19 protein-coding genes are annotated in these 20,697 nt (G+C 62.3%); 7 read left to right on the top strand and 12 right to left on the bottom strand.

The window, feature by feature from the left end; genetic code table 11:
- Positions 1-24: 24 nt before the first annotated feature.
- The gene (locus JIN84_RS01050) at positions 25-675 is read right to left on the bottom strand and encodes a DUF480 domain-containing protein (protein ID WP_200349154.1); all 651 of its coding nucleotides are present in this window, start codon (positions 673-675) and stop codon (positions 25-27) included.
- A gap of 507 nt (positions 676-1,182) precedes the next feature.
- Between JIN84_RS01050 and JIN84_RS01045 the strand changes: the two genes are divergently transcribed.
- On the top strand, positions 1,183-2,376 hold the full coding sequence (locus JIN84_RS01045) for a multidrug effflux MFS transporter (RefSeq protein WP_200349153.1): 1,194 nt from the start codon (positions 1,183-1,185) through the stop codon (positions 2,374-2,376).
- 353 nt (positions 2,377-2,729) lie between these two features.
- On the opposite strand, the gene JIN84_RS01040 is transcribed toward JIN84_RS01045, so the two are convergent.
- The 3 genes from JIN84_RS01040 to JIN84_RS01030 form a co-directional block, all read right to left on the bottom strand.
- Entirely contained in the window at positions 2,730-3,611 is an 882-nt protein-coding gene (locus JIN84_RS01040) for an FKBP-type peptidyl-prolyl cis-trans isomerase N-terminal domain-containing protein (protein WP_200349152.1), read from the bottom strand.
- A 72-nt stretch (positions 3,612-3,683) separates the two neighbouring features.
- On the bottom strand, positions 3,684-4,442 hold the full coding sequence (locus JIN84_RS01035; RefSeq protein WP_325099539.1) for an alpha/beta fold hydrolase: 759 nt from the start codon (positions 4,440-4,442) through the stop codon (positions 3,684-3,686).
- 18 nt (positions 4,443-4,460) lie between these two features.
- Positions 4,461-5,735: a phospholipase D-like domain-containing protein gene (locus JIN84_RS01030; RefSeq protein WP_200349150.1), complete on the bottom strand. Its 1,275-nt coding sequence runs from the start codon at positions 5,733-5,735 to the stop codon at positions 4,461-4,463.
- Positions 5,736-5,844: 109 nt separating this feature from the next.
- Between JIN84_RS01030 and JIN84_RS01025 the strand changes: the two genes are divergently transcribed.
- Positions 5,845-6,483, top strand: a complete 639-nt coding sequence (locus JIN84_RS01025; RefSeq protein WP_200349149.1) for a hypothetical protein — start codon at positions 5,845-5,847, stop codon at positions 6,481-6,483.
- Positions 6,484-6,509: 26 nt separating this feature from the next.
- On the opposite strand, the gene JIN84_RS01020 is transcribed toward JIN84_RS01025, so the two are convergent.
- Together JIN84_RS01020 and JIN84_RS01015 are read right to left on the bottom strand one after the other, a co-directional pair.
- Positions 6,510-7,511: a 2-hydroxyacid dehydrogenase gene (locus JIN84_RS01020; RefSeq protein WP_200349148.1), complete on the bottom strand. Its 1,002-nt coding sequence runs from the start codon at positions 7,509-7,511 to the stop codon at positions 6,510-6,512.
- A gap of 121 nt (positions 7,512-7,632) precedes the next feature.
- Positions 7,633-9,015, bottom strand: coding sequence for a hypothetical protein (locus JIN84_RS01015; RefSeq protein ID WP_200349147.1), 1,383 nt, complete (start codon positions 9,013-9,015; stop codon positions 7,633-7,635).
- Between the two features lie 146 nt (positions 9,016-9,161).
- Between JIN84_RS01015 and JIN84_RS01010 the strand changes: the two genes are divergently transcribed.
- From JIN84_RS01010 to JIN84_RS00990, 5 genes are all read left to right on the top strand, one after another.
- Positions 9,162-9,650: a low molecular weight protein-tyrosine-phosphatase gene (locus tag JIN84_RS01010; protein ID WP_200349146.1), complete on the top strand. Its 489-nt coding sequence runs from the start codon at positions 9,162-9,164 to the stop codon at positions 9,648-9,650.
- A 51-nt stretch (positions 9,651-9,701) separates the two neighbouring features.
- On the top strand, positions 9,702-10,520 hold the full coding sequence (locus JIN84_RS01005) for a CbiX/SirB N-terminal domain-containing protein (RefSeq protein WP_200349145.1): 819 nt from the start codon (positions 9,702-9,704) through the stop codon (positions 10,518-10,520).
- 29 nt (positions 10,521-10,549) lie between these two features.
- On the top strand, positions 10,550-11,224 hold the full coding sequence (locus tag JIN84_RS01000) for a DR2241 family protein (RefSeq protein ID WP_200349144.1): 675 nt from the start codon (positions 10,550-10,552) through the stop codon (positions 11,222-11,224).
- Positions 11,225-11,403: 179 nt separating this feature from the next.
- The gene (locus JIN84_RS00995) at positions 11,404-13,119 is read left to right on the top strand and encodes a PAS domain-containing sensor histidine kinase (protein ID WP_200349143.1); all 1,716 of its coding nucleotides are present in this window, start codon (positions 11,404-11,406) and stop codon (positions 13,117-13,119) included.
- Complete coding sequence (locus JIN84_RS00990; RefSeq protein WP_200349142.1) at positions 13,116-13,748, top strand: response regulator transcription factor; 633 nt, start codon at positions 13,116-13,118, stop codon at positions 13,746-13,748. Before JIN84_RS00995 ends, JIN84_RS00990 begins: the two co-directional genes overlap by 4 nt.
- Before the next feature lie 41 nt (positions 13,749-13,789).
- Here the strand turns inward: JIN84_RS00990 and JIN84_RS00985 are convergent, their stop codons facing one another.
- From JIN84_RS00985 to JIN84_RS00960, 6 genes are all read right to left on the bottom strand, one after another.
- A complete protein-coding gene (locus JIN84_RS00985) occupies positions 13,790-14,350 on the bottom strand; it encodes a class I SAM-dependent methyltransferase (protein WP_200349141.1) in 561 nt (186 codons plus the stop codon).
- 62 nt (positions 14,351-14,412) lie between these two features.
- The gene (locus tag JIN84_RS00980) at positions 14,413-15,195 is read right to left on the bottom strand and encodes a 3-keto-disaccharide hydrolase (protein WP_200349140.1); all 783 of its coding nucleotides are present in this window, start codon (positions 15,193-15,195) and stop codon (positions 14,413-14,415) included.
- 77 nt (positions 15,196-15,272) lie between these two features.
- Positions 15,273-16,691, bottom strand: coding sequence for a glycoside hydrolase family 28 protein (locus JIN84_RS00975; protein ID WP_200349139.1), 1,419 nt, complete (start codon positions 16,689-16,691; stop codon positions 15,273-15,275).
- Between the two features lie 69 nt (positions 16,692-16,760).
- Positions 16,761-17,330 carry a VOC family protein gene (locus tag JIN84_RS00970; protein WP_234043115.1) on the bottom strand — a complete coding sequence of 190 codons (570 nt, stop codon included), beginning with the start codon at positions 17,328-17,330 and terminating at the stop codon, positions 16,761-16,763.
- Positions 17,331-17,532: 202 nt separating this feature from the next.
- Positions 17,533-18,801: a putative sensor domain DACNV-containing protein gene (locus JIN84_RS00965; RefSeq protein ID WP_200349138.1), complete on the bottom strand. Its 1,269-nt coding sequence runs from the start codon at positions 18,799-18,801 to the stop codon at positions 17,533-17,535.
- Between the two features lie 9 nt (positions 18,802-18,810).
- Entirely contained in the window at positions 18,811-20,646 is a 1,836-nt protein-coding gene (locus tag JIN84_RS00960; RefSeq protein ID WP_200349137.1) for an acyl-CoA thioesterase, read from the bottom strand.
- Positions 20,647-20,697 lie beyond the last annotated feature (51 nt).

Raw genomic sequence — 20,697 nt, 5'->3', positions numbered from 1 at the left:
CAACTCCGCGTTTCGATTACTCCCCTACGGCATCTGGCGGGCTTTGAGCACGGCGATCTCGTATTCGAGTTTTTCGATCCGCGCCTCCATTTCGGCGCGCCAGTCGTTTTCCTGCGGGCTTTCGGCTGCTGCGGGAAGGGCGGCTGCGGTGACGGGCGGGCTGTCCGTCACGCCGGATGACAGGAGGTGGGCGAAGCTTTCGACGCGGCGGCCTTCGCCGACGGGGATGCGCCGGACGAGCGGGCCGTGCGGGTATTCGATGAACCACGAGAGCGTTTCCTCCACTTCCTCAAGTGAGGAGAAGTTGTGCAGGCGGTCGGTGCGCTGGCGGATCTCGCCGGCGCTCTGGGTGCCGCGCAGCAGCAGGACCGTCAGGACGGCTCGCTCGGCCGGTTGCAGGCTCAGCACGTCCGGGAGGCTGTGTTCGTATTTCGGCGCGCGGCCGCCGAGGATCTTTTCGACCAGGTATTTCTCCGAGAGTCCGCGCAGGGCTTCCGAAACCTCCTCACCGGTGAAGTGCGTGATGGGATCCCGGCTGGAGGTCTGGTTGCAGGCGAGCAGAAGGGAATTGTGGGTGAGCGGGTAGCTGCCGGGTGTGAGGATTTCTTTTTCCAACAAGCAGCCCAGGACACGGGCTTCTTGAAAGGTGAGCTGGATTTCGGGGAAGTGCTGCATGGTCTTGCGGGAGAATAAACGTGGAGTGACGCGGCGCTCCATCAGAAAGAAAGGAGGTGGAACAAGGAGCGGCGATCTCCGAATCGCCCCTGTCCATGGGAGGACAATGGCGGGCGGTTTCCGCTGTACATTGGCGGCTCATGGGCTTGGCGGATCGGAGTCCGCCGCTCCTTGGGGCTGGGGACGACGGCAAGGAGGGGCGATCTCTGAATCGCCCCTGTCCATGCGGGGACAATGGGGGGCGGTTTCCGCTGTACATTGGCCGCTCATGGGCTTGGCGGATCGGAGTCCGCCGCTCCTTGGGGCTGGGGACGACGGCAAGGAGGGGCGATCTCCGAATCGCCCTGCCCATGCGGGGACAATGGCGGGCGGTTTCCGCTATACATTGGCCGCTCATGGGCTTGGCGGATCGGAGTCCGCCGCTCCTTGATTGGGCTGACACGGAAACCGGGCATACCGCGAACCGCCATTGCTTTTCCTCCCCCGCCCCCTACCCTCCCGGCCGGGATGAAGAAGCAGTGGGCGTTGGTTTGGATCTTGAGCGGGCTGTCGATGCTCGGGGCGTTTTCGATCGATGCCTATCTGCCGTCGTTCGGCGACATCGGGCGGAGCCTGGGGGTGGATCGGGAACATGTGCAGCAGACGCTGAGCGTGTATCTTTTCACGTTCGCGTTCATGATGTTGTTCTACGGCACGCTGTCGGACACGTTCGGCCGGCGGCGGGTGATCCTTTGGGCGGTGGCCGGCTATGTGGCGGGGTCCGTGGGGGCGATGTGCGCGCCCTCGTTCCATTGGCTGCTGGGCTTCCGGGCTCTCCAGGGACTTTCGGCGGGTGCGGGATCGGTGGTGGGCAGGGCCGTCATCCGGGATCTCTTCCCCGGCCAGATGGGGCAGAAGGTGATGTCCTATGTGACGATGGTTTTCAGCCTCGCGCCGGCGGTGGCTCCGGTGGTCGGCGGCTGGCTTCAGGTGTGGTATGGCTGGCGGGCGGTGTTCGCCTTCCTCGCGCTGGCCAGCCTGGCGATGGGCATCGCCGCGTGGAAGCTGCTGCCGGAGAGCCTGGCGGTGGAGGATCGGGCGCCGCTGCACCTGGGATCGATGATCCGCAGCTATGTGCGGGTGGCGTGTCATGGGGATTTCCTGCTGCAATCGCTGGGCATCGGCCTCGGGTTCGCGGGGTTCTCGCTCTACATCAGCACGGGGTCGGATTTCGTGATGCACGTGCTTCACCTGCCGGAAACGGCGTTCGCGTGGTTGTTCATCCCGATCATTGTCGGCATGTCCGCCGGATCGGCGTTGTCCGCCCGGCTGGCGATGAAATTCCCGCCGACGCGGCTGATCTGGATCGCCTACGGAGTGATGGCGGCGGCGATGGTGGTGAATCTCCTTTACGCCCATCTCCTCACTCCCTCTATCCCGTGGGCGGTGCTGCCGGGCATGGTTTACATGTTCGGCCTCGCCCTCGGGTCACCGGCGATGACGTTGCGGACGATGGATCTTTTCCCGGAGGCGCGGGGATTGGCGGCATCGTTGCAAGGGTTCGTGCAGATGCTTTTGTTCGCACTGATGTCCGCCGTTGTCGCACCGTTCGTGCTTGGGGACATCCGCAAGCTGGCGGTGAGCGTGGCGGCCGGTTGGACGTTGAGCGTGGTGTGTTGGTGGTTGGGGACGCGCAAGGGGCTGGTGCGCCATGCGGTGTAATTTTGCGTTTGGAAATATGCGACGGTTCCGGCACCCCTCCGGGGTGCGGGTTTGTGGGGATCTCTCACCCCGGGTTCCGTCGCTGGCGCTCCTTCACCCGTGGCTAATTTCCGAGATCCCTCCGGGATGAAGATAGGGAGCCTCCGCAGTGGGAATGACTGATTTTTCGGTTTCCAGATGACTGCCGGAGTGGATCGAGATTCCCGGGGAGAACGATGACCGATGCTCCTCGCTAAAGATGACCGACTCCCCCGGCAGGAAAAGTCCACATGCTCTGAAGCGCCACCCGATGGAAGAACCAGACAAAAAAAGGCCGCCGGTCACCCGGCGGCCCTTGAAGTGGGGATGGCGGATTATTCGCCTTCGGGGGCACCTTCGGGGGCGCCTTGAGGAGCGCCGCCTGGAGCACCTGGCATTTGGAACGGCATGCCTTGTGGGGCGGGCGCGTCCTCGATCTTCACGAGCTCGAGTTCGAAAATGAGGGTGCTGTTAGGAGCGATCTCGGCGCTGCGGCGCTCTTCGCCGTAGGCGAGTTCGCTAGGAAGGAAGAGCTTCCACTTGGCTCCGACGGGCATGGTGGTGAGGGCTTCCTTGAAGCCGGGGACGACCTGGAGGGTCATCGGCACAGGCTGGCCTTCCGGGGAGGCGTCGAACTGGCGGCCGTCGATGAGCGTGCCCTTGTAGTTGACGAGGAACTGCTTGTTGTCCTCGGCGCCTTCCTTGGGTGCGACGTATTTTTCCTCACCGCCCTTGGCGAGCACCTCGTATTGGAGGCCGCTCTTGGTGGTGGTGACTTCCTTGCGCTTGCCATTTTCCGCGAGGAATTTCTTGCCAGCCTCGAGGTTCTTGGCGGCGAGGTCCTTTTCACGGCCTTGCAGCAGTTCGCCGAGGGCTTCCATGGCGGCCTGGAGGCGGGCTTCCTCAAGCTCGGGCTTGCCACCCTTGATGGCGGCGCTGAAGCCCTTGATGAAGGTTTCCATGTCCAGATCATCGGCACCAACGCCGAATCTGCCGAACTGCTGGACGAATCCTCCACCGGTGCGGAAACCAAGGGCGTACGAGGAGTCCGACTTGATGACGGCGGGATCAAGCTTCGGCTTGGCCGGCACTTCAACGGCAGGCGTTGCGGCTTCTGTCTTTGGCGCTGCCTCTGTTTTGGCGGCGGCATCTGGCTGGGCGGACGCGGAGGCGATGAGACCGATGGCGAGAGCGCCGGGGATGAGTTTGCGAATCATGGATGTGTTGGTGAAAGAGCGGGAAAAATATGCGGGAGAAACGCCCCTGTCGAGAACGGGTTTTGGGCGAAATCAGCGGCCCTGGAACCGGAGGATCTCCTCCACCAGCCGCCCCGGCGAGTTGAAATTCACCGCATGGGCCGCCTCGGGAAACGTGACCAGCCGGACATCCGGGATCAGTCCGGCGGCCTGCTCCACCCATCCCTGCGGCACGATGGGATCCCGCCCGCCCCGCACGATGAGCACCGGACACGCCACAGAAGGCAGTTTTTCCACGATGGGATCGACCAACGCGTGACGCAGGGTCCGCCAGGAACGGCGGAAGCCCGCGCGGAAATAGTCCCCCAGCGCGATGGGATACAACCGCAGCGGTTCGCGGAGGGCATCGGCCAGCAAGCGAAGGGTTTGGGTGGAAACACGCCGTGCCCCAGGGTCCACCGTGGGAGCCACCAACACCGCACGTTCGACGAAATGCGGATGGCGCACGGCCAGATCCGCAATGACCTGCGCGCCGAGGGAATTCCCGATGAGGACGGATGGAGGCAGATCGTGCGCCGCCATCCAGGCGGCCAGCCCGTCCGCCAGTTCGGGAATGGTGAGCGCGCGGGAGGGCTTTTCACTCCCCCCGAAGCCCGGCAGGTCCGGCACCACCACCCGTCCGTGGGCGGCCAGCAGTTCGGCGGTCGGCATCATGTAGCGGCCGGACATCCCCAGCCCGTGGACGAGAACATAGGTGGGGATCGCCGCATCCGGAGATTCTCCCATGAACAGGGCATGCATTTCCAAACCCGAGGCACGGGTGCGCCGGATACGGATGGCTGGAGAATTCACGGAACGCATGCCGGTAGGTCACACCTGCGAACGCAGCAGCGCCACCGTGGCGTCGCTCACTTTTTCCAACAGGGGTCTTCGTTTCCATTCCTCGAAGGTCACCTCGCGGGCATTCTCCAGATCCCTGCGGAACACCTCGCTCTCGGCACGCGCGAAGTCCTCACCAAACACGTTCAGGTTCGCCTCGTCATTCAGCCGGAACGAGCGGTTGTCGAAATTCGCCGATCCCACCGAGACCCACAGGTCGTCGATGATCATCGTCTTGCAGTGGTACATCGTCGGTTGATATTCGAAAATCCGCACCCCGTTTTCCAGCAGACGCCCCCAGCGGTGGCGCGAGGCCCTGCGGACGAGTTTCGAGTCCAGGTGCGCGCCGGGCACCAGCACCTCCACTGTCACGCCACGCGTCACGGCTGCGATCAGCGCCTCGGTGACAAGGTCGTCCGGAACGAAATAGGCGTTGCCCACCCGCAGACATTTCTCCGCGGCGGTGATGGAGAGCAGATACATCAGCCTCGCGCTCTCGCTGCCTTCCATCGGCGAGCTCTTGAACATCTGGCAACGGCGCGGCCCCACGCTTTCGATGGCGGGAAAGTAGGCGTTCCCATGCAGGACGGTGGCGTGGGTTTTCATCCAGTTGTCCATGAAGGCCGCCTGGAGCTGCGCCACCACCGGTCCCTCCACGCGGTAGTGCGTGTCGCGCCAGTGCTCCGGAGCATCCGCGTTTCCAAGCCATTCGTCCGCGATGCCCACCCCTCCGGTGAAACCCAGTTTTCCATCGATCACCAGCAGCTTGCGGTGCGTGCGCTGGTTGAAGCGTCCCAGGTTCTTCAGGTGATAGACCTCCACCTCCACGCCCGCCTCGCGCATCTTCCGGAGGGGTGCGCCCTCCACGCAATCGCAGCCGATGCCGTCCAGCAGGACGTGCACCCTCACCCCCTCCCGCGCCCTGGCGGAGAGGGCCTCCACGAACTGGTTCACCACCTCTCCCGCGGTGAAGATATACGTTTCGAACGTGATCGTGGTGGTGGCGGAGGCGATCCCGGCCAGCATCGCGGGGAAAATCTCCACGCCGTTATGCAACGGCGTGACCCGGTTTCCATCCAGGATCGGAGGTCCCATCAGCTGGCTCATGGACCGCTCGAACTGCGAATCCGAAATGCCATACCGCCGGGGAATCTTCCTGCGGATTTTTTTCTCCCCGGAAACGAGATTGTTCACAAGCAGGGTGGCCACGGTGGTGGCGGCTGCCGTCACGCCGATGGTCAGCAGCTTCGAGTGATGATTTTTCATGGAGAGTGACCCGTTATCTTCACCCAGCTTGTGACCGCGTCCACAGAACTTTCTCCATCTTGCGACAAATCCTGTTGAACCCGCGGCATCCCTGTTCCATGGAAATGGAATGGAATCCGACGACCGGGGCGCGGAACTCGCACCGCCCGCAGAAAACCCCTTTCTCCGGGTCCTGGAAAACCTGGCCCTGCAGATCCCCACCTCGAACGAACCGGTCAGCACGAATCCGGGGAAACGGGCGGCGGAGATCGTCCGCACCGCCGGGCTGATGGCCGGGGCGCTCTCGGCCACCCTGGCCGTCCCCCCCGGGCCCATGGGGATGCTCACCGTGATTCCCGATCTGCTCAAGGTATGGCAGATCCAGCAGCAGATGGTGGCCGACATCGCCGCCTGTTACGGGAAAACCTCCCTGCTCAACCGGCAGATGATGGTTTACTGCCTGTTCCGCCACGGTGCCGCGATGCTCCTGCGCGACGTGGTCGCCCGCGTCGGCGAGCGGGTCATCATCAGGCGCGGCAGCCTGCGGATCATCCAGCAGACCCTGCGGAAGATCGGCATCCACGTCACCCAGAAGGCCGTGGGCAAATCGCTTTCGCGCTGGCTCCCGATCGTCGGCCCCGTGCTCATCGGCGGTTATTCGATGATGGATACCCGCAAGGTCGGCAAGACCGCCATCGACACCTTCAGCCGGGAGATCGAGATCGAGGAAGGCGCGGAGGTGATCGATGTCACCGCGACGGTGCTCTGACGGGAAGCCGCCGCCACGCGCCCCCCTCAGTTCGCCTTCGCCTTCACGAGGTTCGGGCAGTCCCGGCCATTCTCGAAGTCGGCGAGGTTCGAGAATGTGGTCATGGAAATGTGTGTCATCGCCTCGTTGGTGAAGAACGCCTGGTGGCCGGTGATCAGGACGTTGGGAAACGTTGTGAGACGCATGAAGACATCGTCCTGGATGACATGGTCCGAATGATCGTCGAAAAACAGCTCGGACTCCTCCTCATAAACATCGAGCGCCAGTCCGCCGATGCGGCCGCTCTTGATGGCGGCGGTGGCGGCCTCGGTATCGATGAGCGCGCCACGGCTGGTATTGATGATGAAGACGCCGTCGCGCATTCCGGCAAGCGTGTGTCCGTCGATGAGGTGGTGCGTCTGCGGCATGAGGGGGCAGTGCAGGCTGATGACGTTCGAGCGGGAGAACAGCTCTTCCTGGCTCACGTAGCGGACCCCGGCCTTCAGGCAATCGGGATTCTCCACCACGTCGTAGGCGAGCACCTCGCAGCCGAATCCACGCATGATGCCGGCGAAGATCGCTCCGATGGTGCCCGTGCCGACGACTCCCACGGTCTTGCCGTGAAGGTCCTCCCCCATCAGGCCGTCGATGGAGAAATTCCCCTCGCGCACACGGTTGTACGCCTTGTGGACGTGGCGGTTCAGGCAGAGCAGCAGGGCCACCGCATGCTCGGCCACCGCGTGGGGTGAATACGCTGGGACACGGGCGACCTGGATGCAGTGTGCTTCCGCGGCCGCCAGGTCCACGTTGTTGAAACCCGCGCAGCGCAGCGCGACGAACCGGGTCCCGCCCGCCGCGAGCTTGGCAAGGGTCCTCGCGTTGAGCTCGTCATTCACGAAAGCACAGATCGCAGGCGACCCTTCCGCAAGTGCCGCGGTTTCCGAAGTGAGCCGGTTTTCGATGAAGACCAGCTCATGGTTGGAAGCCTGGTTGTGCCTCCGCAGGAACTGTTCGTCATAGGGCTTGGTGCTGAAAACGGTGACTTTCATGAGTTGGGTCCGATACTCACATCCCGGACGCCGGACTCAAGCACGAACGCATGCCGCAAATACATGAAAAAGCCGCACCCCACGGAGGGGATGCGGCTTGGGAAATATCGGTCGCGGAGTATCAGTTGTTTCCGCCACGACGGCCACGGCCCGGGCCACCGCCCCACATGCCGCCACCGTTGCTAAGCCGCTCCTTGGCCTCGTCCGAGAGGACGGTGGAGGCGGCGATCGATGCCTTCGCAGCGGTCGCGTCCTCACGCATCCAGCGCATGTATGCGACACCGACGGTGCGTTCCCTGTCGCCGTCGTCCTCCATGCTCTCGGCGAGCGCGATCAGGTCCTTCGGCGGGCTGGTGTTGTTGCTCCAGACATAAGGCCCGATGGCGCTGTCACGTGTGGGTCCCTGCGGGAGGGAACTGATGTAACTGCTGGCGGCGGCGGGATTCTGGCTGGTCCAGATGGGGATGAGCTCCCGCATTCCGTCGCGTTGGGCGCGGTCGCTTTCCTGCAATTTCAGGAAATCCGCGGCGGCCTGCGGGTCGACGCGGGCGAGATCGCCGATCACGTCGTTGGTGGCCCGGTCGCGGGCATCACCCTCGGGCATGGAGGCAAGCTGCTTGGCGGCGGCGGCGGGGTCGGTATTCGACAGCCCGCCGATGGCGGAAGCGAGCGCGGCGGCCTGGTCATCGGCAGGAAGCGTGCGGATCCAGTTCTGCGCCTCGGTGAAATCGAGCGCGCCGTATTGCGCGGCGACGCTGCGGTAGGCGGCCGCCTGGTCGTCCGGATCCATCTGGCTGATCATGCCGGCGGCTTTCCGTGGATCGGTCTTCGCCATCTCGGTGATGACGGAGTTCATCGCGTCGCCTTTTCCGTTGGTGAGTGAGGAAGCCCACGCCAGGGCGGCGGCGGGGTCCTGGCGCGCCCACTCGGCGGCGATGATGGAGGCGCCGTCCTGTCCTCCTCCCATCGGGCCACCGCGTCCGCCCATGCCCATCATCGCGAATTCACGCGGATTTTCAGCATAGTATTTCGCGGCGTTCGCAGGGTCCACGCTGGCCCAGCTTTGAAGAATGGTCGGACGGACGAAGCCACCGGCAAAGCCCATCGTGTTGGAGAAAGTCATGGCCGCCGTGGGGTCCACCTCGGCCCAGCGTCCGAAAAGGAGGATCGAGGCCATGATGCGCTCGTTCATCGGCAGGGAGTCGAGTTTGGTGGCTTCCTCGGCGAGCTGTTCGGCGGAGAGACCTTCATAGAAGCCCAGCAGTGCCTGGATGCGGCTGGAATTTCCGGGCATGCGGGCGATCTGTTCCGCGGTGAGGGCGCGGGTTTTCTTGACCGTCTCGGAAGTGGCGGAGGACTCGGGGCGGTTGGACGAGCGTGTCCGCGCGGACGACGCTTCAGGCGCCTGGGCCTGCCCGCCGGATTCCGAACCCTTTCCGGAAATGTATCCACCGACGGCACCGACCGCCAGGGTTGCAACAGGGATGATCCAGGAGTTTTTCATATAAAAGTACGTGTGTAGTGGTGTCTCAACCACGCAATGCTGTCAGGGTTGCGCGGGATTTCCAGAAATCTTGCAAATCCCGGCAAATCTTGGTTTTTCATTGTCAGCAGCCTGTTTTGAGCTGTTTTCCACCCCGCTCCACCCCCATGCAGCCCCCGCTCATCTCCCCACGCCGCGTCCTGTTCGTCTGTCTCGGAAACATCTGCCGCTCGCCGGCGGCGGAAATCATCTTCCGCCAGCAGGTCGAGGACGCGGGATTGTCCGGAGAATTCGAAATCGATTCCGCCGGCACCATCAGCCACCACGAAGGCTCGCCGCCGGATTCCCGCATGTCCGAGACGCTGCTGCGCAAGGGCTACACCGTCAGCGGCCAAGCGCGACGCATCTCCGCGCAGGATCTGGAAAAATTCGATCTCATCGTCACCATGGACGAGTCGAACCACACCGATGTCATGGGAATCGACCACACCGGTGCCCACCATGGCAAGATCCGCACGCTGGTCAGCTTCTGCCGCGAGCACGACGATCTCCGTGTCCCCGACCCCTACTATGGCGGCCAGATCGGCTTCAACCATGTCATTTCCCTGCTGGAGGATGGCTGCGCGGGAATCCTCGATTCGTTGAAATCCAAATAACGGACCTCCTCCGGGTCTTGCAATCCTCGCAAGCCCCGCCAACCTCCCGGCATGCCCATCGCTCCGAAGCCATCCAGCGCCCTCCTCATCGTCGGCCATGGTTCCACCGAGAATCCGGATTCCTCCACGCCCTACTTCGAACACGCGGACGAGATCCGTTCCCGCGGGATTTTCGCCGAGGTACACTGCTGTTTCTGGAAGGAAGAGCCGTCGATGCGCGAGGCCGGCTACCTGGTCGATTCCGAGGAGATCTATGTGGTCCCGGACTTCATCAGCGAAGGCTATTTCACCCAGGACGTCATTCCCCGCGAGCTCCGGCTCACCGGTCCCACCACGGTGGTGGGTGGAAAAACCTACCACTACTGCCTGCCGGTCGGCGTGCACCGCTCGATGACAGGCCTGATCCTGAAGCGGGCCCGTGAGGTGGCACCCGGGGTGGATCCCGCGCAAACCACCCTCATCATCACGGGTCATGGCACGGGATTGAACCAGAATTCCACGAAAGCCATCCGCGACCAGGTCGAACTCATCGCCGCCTCCGGTGCCGGATACGCCGCCGTACTCGATGCGTTCATGGAGGAACAGCCGTTCATCGCCGGGTGGGACAAGATGGCGCTGACACCGAATGTCATCGTGGTGCCGTTCTTCATCTCGGACGGACTCCATTCGTATCAGGACATCCCCGTGCTGCTCGGCATCGAGAATGAGGTGGGTGCGGCGGCCAGCCAGCGCGAGATTTTCCGTCACAATCCCCATCACGTCCGGAACAAGACGCTTTACTACACCTCGGCCATCGGCACCGAACGGCTGCTGGCGGATGTCATCCTGGACCAGGTCTCGGATTTTGACAGGATCCACAAGTTGAGCTGAACCAGAACCCTCCCTATTTTTCGTTGAAAATGTCCATTGCCCTCCAGCTCCGCGAATTGCTCAGGTCGGGAATCCACCGCATCGGCGAACTCGAGATCCAGACCGATGTTTACGGCTATCCCTATGTGATCTGCCATCATGAGGACGCGGAACGTTCCACGGATTCGGCGTTCGGCGGACTCGAGGTGCACGAGGGCCCGGCGGATGCCAGGGATCTCTCCACCTACGCCCCGGACGGCAGCTACCGCTTCGCCAAAGGCCAGACGAATCTCAAGCAGGGATGGGTGATGGCATTGGAAAACGAGGAGGACCTGCGGCTCGCGCTCGATCAGTTCTACCCGGCCGGCGTCGGGTTGTTCCTCGCCAGCCGGGCTGGTGCGCTGGAGACCGAGACCCTGCGGGAAAAACTCGACCGCCAGACAGGGATGTACCGTTTCGCCCGGACCATCAGCGACGCCGGAGCCCAACGGCTAGTCCGGGAGGTTTGCGGACCGGCACACCAGTGTGCGAAAAAAATCCTGTGGCGGATCGCCCCGGAAACCCCTTTGGAAGACAGCGAGGCCAGCCGCTACAACGGCATTCCCGGCGGTCTCGCGGAATCCCAGGCCATCCCCCTGCTCTGCCGGGAAGCCTGCAACCATTTCGTGGCCGAATGCCGCAAGGCGGCGAAAGCGGAAAACGACGCCAGGTCGGAAGCCACCTGAATCCGCCGCAGGGACGGATGTGGGAACGGCAGGTCATTTGCTGCTTGTAATGAACAGTCCGGAACGGCATCCATCTAGGGATGTTAGAGACGGATCAGAATTTTTCCCGGGGACTGTCCGGGAAGATGTTCCGCCTTCCCGCGCGCCGGTGCGCGCGGGCTTGGTGTGGTGTCATCGCAATGGGTGTCCTCACCGCCACCTCGGCTTTTTCCGCCGATGCCGGAATGGCTGCGGAAGCCACGCCGGAGGCCGCCTCACCGCCCCCCGACGTAACGGATCTTTTCGAATCAGGCGCAGGGAAACTGCTCGACAAGCATCCGAACCTGATCCTGAGCATCGCCATCGCCACACTGATGCAGTCCCTGCTGATCGCTGCGCTACTGATCCACAGCCGCCGCCGCCAGGCCGCGGAGGAACGGCTGAGAATCAGCGAGGAACGCTACCGGACCGTCATCGAGAGCCAGCGCGAAATGGTCTGCCGCTATCGCGAGGACACCACCCTGACATTCGTGAACGACGCCTATTGCCGCTATTTCGGCAAATCGAGGGAGGACCTGCTGGGGAAAAAATTCCTCTCGTTCATTCCGGTGTCCGGGCGAGACACGATCCTGCAAGCCGTGCGGACCATGACCGAAACCAAGCGTCCCATTTCCCAGGAACACCAGGTGATCCTGTCCGATGGGAAAATCGCCTGGATGACGTGGGACGACTATCCGATCTTCAACGACGCGGGGAAGATCGACGAGTTCCAGTGCCTCGGGCGGGACATCAGCGTCCAGCGCCAGGCGGTCGAAGAGCTGCGCCAGTCCGAAGAGCGGTTCTCCGGCGTGTTCCATGGCAGTCCCACCGCCATCAGCATCATCCGGCAGGCGGACGGTCGCCTGCTTGATGTGAATCCGAGCTGGGAGAAAATGTACGAAATCAGCCGGGAACAGGCGCTGGGCAGAACCCCGGTGGAACTCGGGATGTTCGATACCCGCGCCGCGAAAAAACGTTTCAAGTCCTTCCTCATCTCCGCCAAGCCCCTGCTGGGCTTCGAGCAATCCACCAGGACCCCGACGGGCGGACGCCGCTGGATGAACATCTCCACCCAGCTCGTCCTGCTCGGGGGAGAGCCGTGCTTCATCGTGATGAGCAAGAACATCACGGATCAGTTCGAGGCGGAGGAAACGCGGAAAAGCCTCGCCCGGGCGACACGCGTCGCCCTTCTGGGAGAATTCGTCGCCTCCATCGCCCATGAGATCAACCAGCCGCTGGGTGCCATCCTCAGCAATGCCGAGACCGCGGAGATCCTGCTGCAGCTCCGCGAACCGTCCATTTCGGAAGTGCGGCAGATCCTGGAGGACATCCGCCGCGACGACCTGCGGGCCAGCGAGACGATCAACCGGGTGCGGTCCCTCATCACCCAGGGTGAATGCAGGATGGTTCCGCTCGACATCAACGAGGTGTTGCGCGGCGTGGTAAAACTCATCGCCCATGATGTCCGCAGGCGCGGCGTCTCGGTCGTCACGCAGATCACGCCGGATCTGCCACTGGCCGCCGGCGACCGCGTCCAGATCGAGCAGATCCTGCTGAACCTCATGCTCAATGCGATGGATGCGAGCGCCGGGACTCCGATGACCCGGCGGACGCTCACGCTTTCGACCGTCTTGAAATCCGACGGCTGGGTGGAGATCAGTGTCGCCGACAACGGACACGGGATCCCGCCCGAGATGCTGCCCCGGATCTTCGAGTCGTTCTACAGTTCCAAGAGCAACGGCATGGGCCTCGGCCTGTCGCTGGCCCGCTCCATCTCCGAAGCCCACGGCGGCAGCATCACCGCCGAAAACAACTCCCCCTGTGGAGCCACCTTCCGGCTGGTTCTGCCCGTTCACACTGAAAAACCCGACCTATGAAAACCCCGCCCCCCCCGAATCAAGTCGTCTACCTGGTGGATGACGACGAAGGACTCCGCTCCGCCATGTGCCGTCTCCTGCGCGCCGAAGGCTTCGAAACACGCGCCTACGCCTCCGCCGCGGATTTCCTGATGTTCCGCGACGAGGTCCTGCGCGGCTGCATCATCATCGACGTGCGGATGCCCGGCGGCCCCAGCGGGCTGGAACTCCACCAGAGCCTGCTGCGCAAGAGCGAGAGTCTCCCGGTGATCTTCCTGACGGGACACGGCAGCATCCCCATGAGCGTGCAGGCGATCAAGTCCGGCGCTTTTGACTTCCTTGCGAAGCCCACCCCGCGGTCCATCCTTGTCGCCACGGTGCGGGCCGCTTTGGACAAGGAATCCGAAGCCTGGGCCGCGGGAGAAAAACGAAGGGATCTCGCCCGCCGCCGCGCCAGCCTCACCGAGACCGAGCACGAGGTCTACCAGCGTGTGGTCGCGGGGCTGCCGAACAAGCTGATCAGCATGGAACTCGGTTCGGCGGAACGCACCGTGAAGGCCCACCGCTCGAGCGTCATGAAAAAAATGGGGGCCTTGTCCGTGGCGGACCTCGTGCACATGTCGGACCTGCTGCAGGAACCGGCGGAATGACGTTTGCTCGATCTCCGATGGTCCCTGCGATCAGGAATCCATCACGCCGGCAAGGCCTTCTTCAGTTCCAACACCTTGATGGGAGGGACATTGAAGAGACATTGCTCGCTTCTGGACAGGTCGAAAAGCTCGTGCTCTGAAATCATCAGCGACACCTGATAGGTGATGAAGACGGTCTCGGGTCCCATGGAATTCGCGATGTTCGCTAGCAGGCGCTCGCGCAGGTTCCGGTCCATGATGGTGAAGGGAATGCCGGAGTAGATGTAGTCGGGATTGGAAACACCGAGCTTCTCAAGGGTTTCCACCAGATGCAGCGCATCCGCCTGGACAACGGTGACCCGCTTGTCATGGGCGAACTGCTTTTTCAAGTGATCCGCGAAATGCTCGTCGAGCTCGATGAGGATGAGCCGTGAGTCGGCGTTCATCCGGCGCACGATCTGGCGGGTGTGGCAGCCCTCGCCGGGTCCCAGCTCCACGACGACGCGCGGTTTCGAGAAATCGATACGCTTCGCGGTCTTGCGGGTCAGGAATCCGGAACTTGGAACGATATAGCCCACACGGATGGGATTCGCCAGAACACGCTTGAAGAAAAGGAGGCTCATAGGGATTTGCGGCACTGAATAAAGCCGGGATTATGCCATTCGTCCAGTCCGGTATTTTGGAATCACTGGTCCTCAAGGGATTTGAGTTCAATGTTCCGGAACCAGACCGGCTGGCCTTCCGCCTGCAGGGCGATGTAGCCGTGGCTGAGGATCTTCGCGGATCCGAGTTTCAGGAGATCCGTCGCCGGAGCCAGTTCATCGCGCGGATCGAGCTGCGGACGCTGGTAGCGCAGGACCTCGCTGCCGTTGATCCGGTGGATGACCTGTTCGCTGCCATGCACCTCCACCTCGACCTTCACCCATTCCTCCGCCGGGAAGGTCGGCGCGGCGGATGCGACGATGTGCTGCCTCACCAGCTTCCCGTCCAATTCCAGATTGGTGCCGGGAGTGCAGACATTGGCGGTGGGACGTTTCCCCTTCCCTTCGTCCGCGAGGAACTGCACTTCCATGCTCACCGGGAAACCCTGTTCCAGCCCCATGCTCTGCGGGGACTGCGCGTGGATCATCACACCGCTGTTCAGGTTCACGTAGTCCGGGGCGTCCGCCATCATTTTCCCGGCGAAGCGGTATTCCAGCCGCAGGACATAGCGCGAGTAGGCGATGTTGGTGAAAAGATGGCCGTATTGCCCGTTGAACTTCGGGTAGCGGTCGTAGGAAGCCTTCAGGATTCCGTCCTCGACCGAGAAAGTGCCGGCGAAATTCTCGCCCGTGGCGTGGCCGCAGATTTTCGGGGTCCAGCCGTCCAGGTTCCTCCCGTTGAAAAGCGCGATCCACGGCTGGTCAGCGGCCGGGGCGGGCAATGCGAGGAGGAGAAACGACAGGATCCGGGATGGCGTGGTTTTCATGCGGCGGCTTTCAATAGAAGATCGCCGGGCGATTGCCAAGCCGCGCCTGCCGGCGATGGTGTTTTCGATCCGCGGGGTCACTCCCCGGGTTTTCCCGCCGCTTCATGGGGCACGCCGTTGAACACGACATTCCTGACGGTGAGATTCCGCACGTCCTTCGGTTGGAAACGCGCGTCCGCCAGCCGCAGGTTGATGTTTTCCAAGGTGATGTCGCGCAAGGTGTCGCCGGGATTCCCTCCCAGCGATCCGAAGTTGTGGAATGAGCCGGTGATGTTCCGCAACGTGACGTCGTTCACCGTCCGCGCGGGCGGGGCATGGCCTTTCAGGTCGAAAAACTGTGTCCACGGCGCGACGTTCAGCACCCGTCCGGCACCGCCCTCCAGCGTGATGTTCTCGATCAGGATGTGTTCGTAATGCTGCGGTGTGTCCGGCCGGAGCTTGAGGGTGAGCACGGTCGCGTCTCCCGTGATCCGGCAGTTCCTCACGGTCACGTTCCGCACCTTCGTCGCCTCGCTGCCGCAGGTGATCATGCCGTTGCCGTCTCCGAACTCGCAGTTTTCCACCAGGATATCCTCCACCGGCGGACTGTCCTTGTCCTGATCCGCCAGCGGACCCTTGCTGCCCTTGAGGGCGATGTTGTCGTCGTTGACGGAGATGTAGCAGTTCCGGACGGTCACCTTCCGCGAGCTGTCGATGTCGATGCCATCCGTGCTGGGTCCGAGGATGTTGTCCTTGAGAGGCAGGTTCCTCACGGACGCCTCCTTTTCCATTCCCTTGAGGATCTCCGCCGTCATGTAGTTCCGGTGGGAGGTGTGGCGGGTGGGCGCGGTGATGCTGACCCCGTCGATGACCACATCGCTGCAACGGTAGAGATGGAGATTCCAGAACCCGGAATACCTGAGCGAAACGCCCTCGACACGCACGTCCGTGCAACGGTCGATGAACATCAGCCGCGGACGCTCGACCTCGAGATTGGTGCACTTGGGATTCTCCCGGCGGCGCTGCCAGAATTTCGCCCAGTAGGTGATGCCGTTCCCATCCAGCACGCCCTTCCCGGTGATGCGCACCCGGTCCATTTCACAAGCGTTCACCAACGCCATGCGCCATGGCTCGAAATGTCCCTCGATGCGCGTCTCCCGCTTCGGATAATCCCCGATGTCGGTGGAACCGAGCAGCACCGCGTTTTCTGCAAGGTGGAGTCCGACCCCCTTTTTCAGGAAAACCGATCCGCTGCGGAAACTGCCCGCCGGGATCTCCACCGTCCCCCCGCCCTGCTGCGCCGCCTGGTCGATGGCTTTCTGAATCGCGGTGGTGTTGAGGGTCGCGCCATCGCCAACCGCGCCGAAATCCGAGATGTTGTAACGCTTTCCCTCCTCTTCCGCGCCGTGGCAGAGGGTCAGGAGCAGGATGGGAATGACTGGGGTCTGGAACAGGAAACGACGGATCACTCCGCAGCCTAACAAACCACCCCGCCCCCACAAGAGATGCCCGATCATCCGAACGGGTTATCCCGGAAACCACGAAGGTCACAAAAAGCACGACGATCCGGAACACACCGCGTATCCCTATTCTATTTCTTTGCGTTGCCTCACCAAATCAGCTCCTGCCGCCTCCCAGAGTTCTATGCTGTTTCCATCTGGATCACGAAGGTGCGCGAAGCGCCCGTTTGGATACTTCTCCGCATCGACTTTCACGGAAAGGCCAGCCGCCCTGAGTTGGGCTACCATTGCATCGAGATCCTTCACTCGAAAATTGATTCTCCATGAATGCTCCTGTCCCCCCACCTGAGCATCATCGTATTCCGGCGCAAAAACCGTGGGCCCTTCATCTTGCCACCAGGACCCATCATCGTACTCCTTACCGGCCTTCCTTACTCCCAAATGTTTCTCATACCAGTCGTCGACCCCGGACGACTTGGCACGGAAAAAGAAGCCTCCGATTCCAGTCACATTTTCCCTATTTGATGGAGGGCCGGGAGATTTTCCTGCGAACTTGTTTGTGAGAGAGGCTCGTTCATGAACGACATCAGTTCCGTCCCGCATTAACCTCAGCGGATGCATTCGGGTCACTATGTGACCTGTAAAAGCTCCGATGATCAAGCAGCTGATCGCAGTAATATAAACGGTGCGGTCCATAACTTAATAAATATCGAGTGCATTATAAAGCCACCGACGAGGCGTAGCGGACCATGACCATAGCCCTCAAGCATGTCAACACACCCGCTTTGCCAGTCAGGCCCGGATGAGGCCGAGCTTTGCAAGTTTGCTCTAATCCGGTCTCCGATTGCGCAACTCGCGGTTTCCATGTTCCCGGCCATGCGGAAGCGCCCGCCACAGCTCAGATCATGGTATGCGCCCAGAAGATCACGGAGTCGTCCACGTTCGCGATCATCCGCACCTGGCTGTCCTGGGAGATGACGAAGCCGATGACCTCCGGCTCCACCGAGCACAGGCGGTAGACGGAGCGGTGGCGCGTGCCGTCGCTCTGGACCTTCCACTGCTTCACGTTCCTGCCATCCAGATCGAGCGCCATGCCGACGTGCAGGACGTTCCGGTCCACGCGGATCTCCCCGCCGAAGCCGACGATGCCGAGTCCGGAGTCGAGCACCAGCGCGCCGTCCACCTGCATGAGGTCGGAGAAAAGACGGGCAAGCTCGAAAAACGCCTCCTCCAGCCGGTCCAGCTCGCGGTCGTTGCTGTTCCGAAAAATCTCCCACGCCTCTTCCGTGGAGCAGCCCATGGGACTGAGCTGGCCGACACGGCGGATGATCGACTGCAACAGCCGCCGGAACCGGAGCCCCGCGATGTCGGGCGCGGCGGAGTATTTACAATCGATCCAGCTCGTCGCCACGTCCGATCCCTCCTTGGCGGTGGGCACGATGAGCAGGCTGCCACCATGGCCGCTGGTGCGGACGAGGTTGATGATGCGCTTGACGAACTGGAGCGAGATCAGGTGGGCGAGGTCCGCATAGGCGGTGCTTTCCATCGTGGCGGGCAGGCAGCCTTGCATCAGCTCCTCCACCAGGCGGATGCGGTGGCCCGCGAAACGCTCGTTCAGCAGCCGGGACTGGAAGACATCCATGCGGGGCCCGTGGAATTCCCGCCCGCGCCACTCGGCCATCAGGTTGTAGCCATTGTAGAAAAGCACCCACCCCGGATCACGCACGTGGATGATGGGGTAGGAAATCTCGCTGCCGAGCGGCTTGCGGCCACCGGCGACGAGATTCAGCCAGCGTGGCCCGGTATTGAGGATTCCCCAGATGCGGAACCCGCGGTCGCGGTCCGGCCAGACGGCGACGACGGAGTGGAAGAAGCTGGCCGCCGGGCTGAGCCGCTTGATCTCGTTCGCCGTGAGGGCATGGGTCACGGAGAAGCGCACGGCATGGATCCCGTCCGGCGGCCCTTCCGCCGTGGCGAAGGCCTCCGGTGGCGCGAGGATCACCCGCGCCCGCACGGCGCGGCCTTCCTCCTTCAGCAGGCTGGAGGAATACAGGACGTCGCAGACCTCGCGGATCTGTTCTAGGGTGGGCGCGCCCGCCACGTTTCCCAGCAGGTCATGAAGCTGGCCGACCAACGCGGGAAAGGTGAAGTCGCTGCCGGTGGCCATGATTGCGGATTACAGGTATTTCATGAACGCGGTATACACCTCGGACGGGATGTCCAGCAGGCTGTAGTCCTTCGCCGAGACGAAGAGCAGGCTTTGCTTGCCCTTGCCCAGCAGTTCGTTGTCCGTGCCGAAGATCTGGTGCTCCAGCGTGCAGAACTTGCGGTTGAAGTCCGAGACGCGGATCTTGACCGTGATGGTGTCGAACTCGCGGGCCTCGCGGACGAACTTGTGCTCGAAGGAGCGCGTGAGGATGTAGAACTTCGTCGTCTTGAGGTCGAAGTCCGGCATCGCGGTGTTGAAGAAAAGCTCGCGGGTTTTCCCGACGAACAATCCATACATGCCGAAGTAGACGTTGCCCACCGAGTTCGTGTCCTGGTAGGTCGCGATCATCGAGTAAACGAACCACTTTTCCTCGAAGTGGCCGCCGAGGGCGTGGTGGTCTTGCGGGGCGACCACGTCCGAGCTGGTGGCGACGTGCGCGGTCTTCGCGATGGCCTTGAGCGCGGGAATCTCCGCGGCGGCCTCGATCACCTCACCGGCCTTTTCCGTCACGACGCGGAGGAGATCCGCATTGAAGACCAGCCAGGCGACGTGGATGAGGGGCAGCGTGGAGCCGAGGACGAGGAGGGTCGTATCGCTCTTGAAGTAACCGAAGGCGAAGATGGCGATCGAGAGGCAGGCCATCGAGAACATCTTGATCTGCGGCAGCGGCTGTTGCGAGTTCGGCACATAGCAGCGGGCGATGGCGAGCGCGGCGTATCCCACGAAGAAGGAGGCGTAGAACACCATGAAATACTCAAGCTGGAGTCCCGCGAAGCGGTTGCCCAGCACGCCGATGCTCGTGATGAAGCCGACGATCAGGAAGGTGGGGATCGGCGAACCGAGAATCTGCTTCGGGATCAGGGAGATGAGCATGTTTTCGCTCTTCTCGACATTCTTGCCGAGGAACCACTTGAGGGCGACGTAGCCGCTGTCGAGCGTGGTCAGCGCGCAGATGCAGAGGAACGCGAAGTAGGTCGTCTGCATGATACCGCCGTCGGGGAAGGTGCGGATGAAGTATCTGGCGACCAGGTCGTGCGCGTAGTTGAAGGTGTCCAGCGAGCTCTTGATGCCGGGAGACACCCCGCTCGCCTTCATGACCCACATGGCGAGGCAGCCGTGGAAAAGGAGCATGAGGAAGAAAATGGAACCACCCCAGAGGTAGCCGGAACGGATGGAGGTGTTTTCCCGGTGCATCTGGATGGCACGCTGCCAATGCTGCAGGTCGAGCCACGGACCGACGAGAAGTCCGATCACCAGCGGGATGGCGAAGCCGAAGAAACGGGCTCCCTGCCATTCGTCTTGAAATGGAGAGGTCCACTGGAACGGCTCCGGCACGAACGGCTTGAGATTGAAAAGAATGGTGCCGACACAGAGAACCAGCAGCGCGCCCATCCCCGCATGGCTGAACTTGATCTTTTCTATGCTGAACTCCTCGCCCAGGAGGCATCCGGCGGCGAGGACGACGAAGACGATGAGACACAGGAAGATCAGCATCGAGGCCCCGTTCGCCAGTTCAAGCGGAATGAACAGATAGCTCACCAACGCGAAAACCGTCAGGGAAAGGGCGACGATCTGGTAGATGTAGAAGATCAGCCGGAAGGGCTTGGCGAACTTGTCGAAGAACAGCGCGAGCGATTCCTGCCCGCCGCTGTGCCGTTTCGCAACGATCTGGGTGAGCACGCCGAACAGCATGAGGCCCATCGCATTCGGGATGGCGAACATCAGGAGTCCCTGGAGTCCGAACATGAAGGTCATCTGGACACTGAAAAACAGCCCGAGGCCCCACATCCACGAAAGTGCCACGGAATTTCCCCAAAGGATTGCGTTCAGCCAGCGTAAGTTCATAAAGAACCC

It is taken from the genome of Luteolibacter yonseiensis (assembly GCF_016595465.1).
GTDB classification, from domain to species: Bacteria; Verrucomicrobiota; Verrucomicrobiia; order Verrucomicrobiales; family Akkermansiaceae; genus Luteolibacter; species Luteolibacter yonseiensis.
This window is presented reverse-complemented; position numbering and strand designations above follow the sequence as displayed.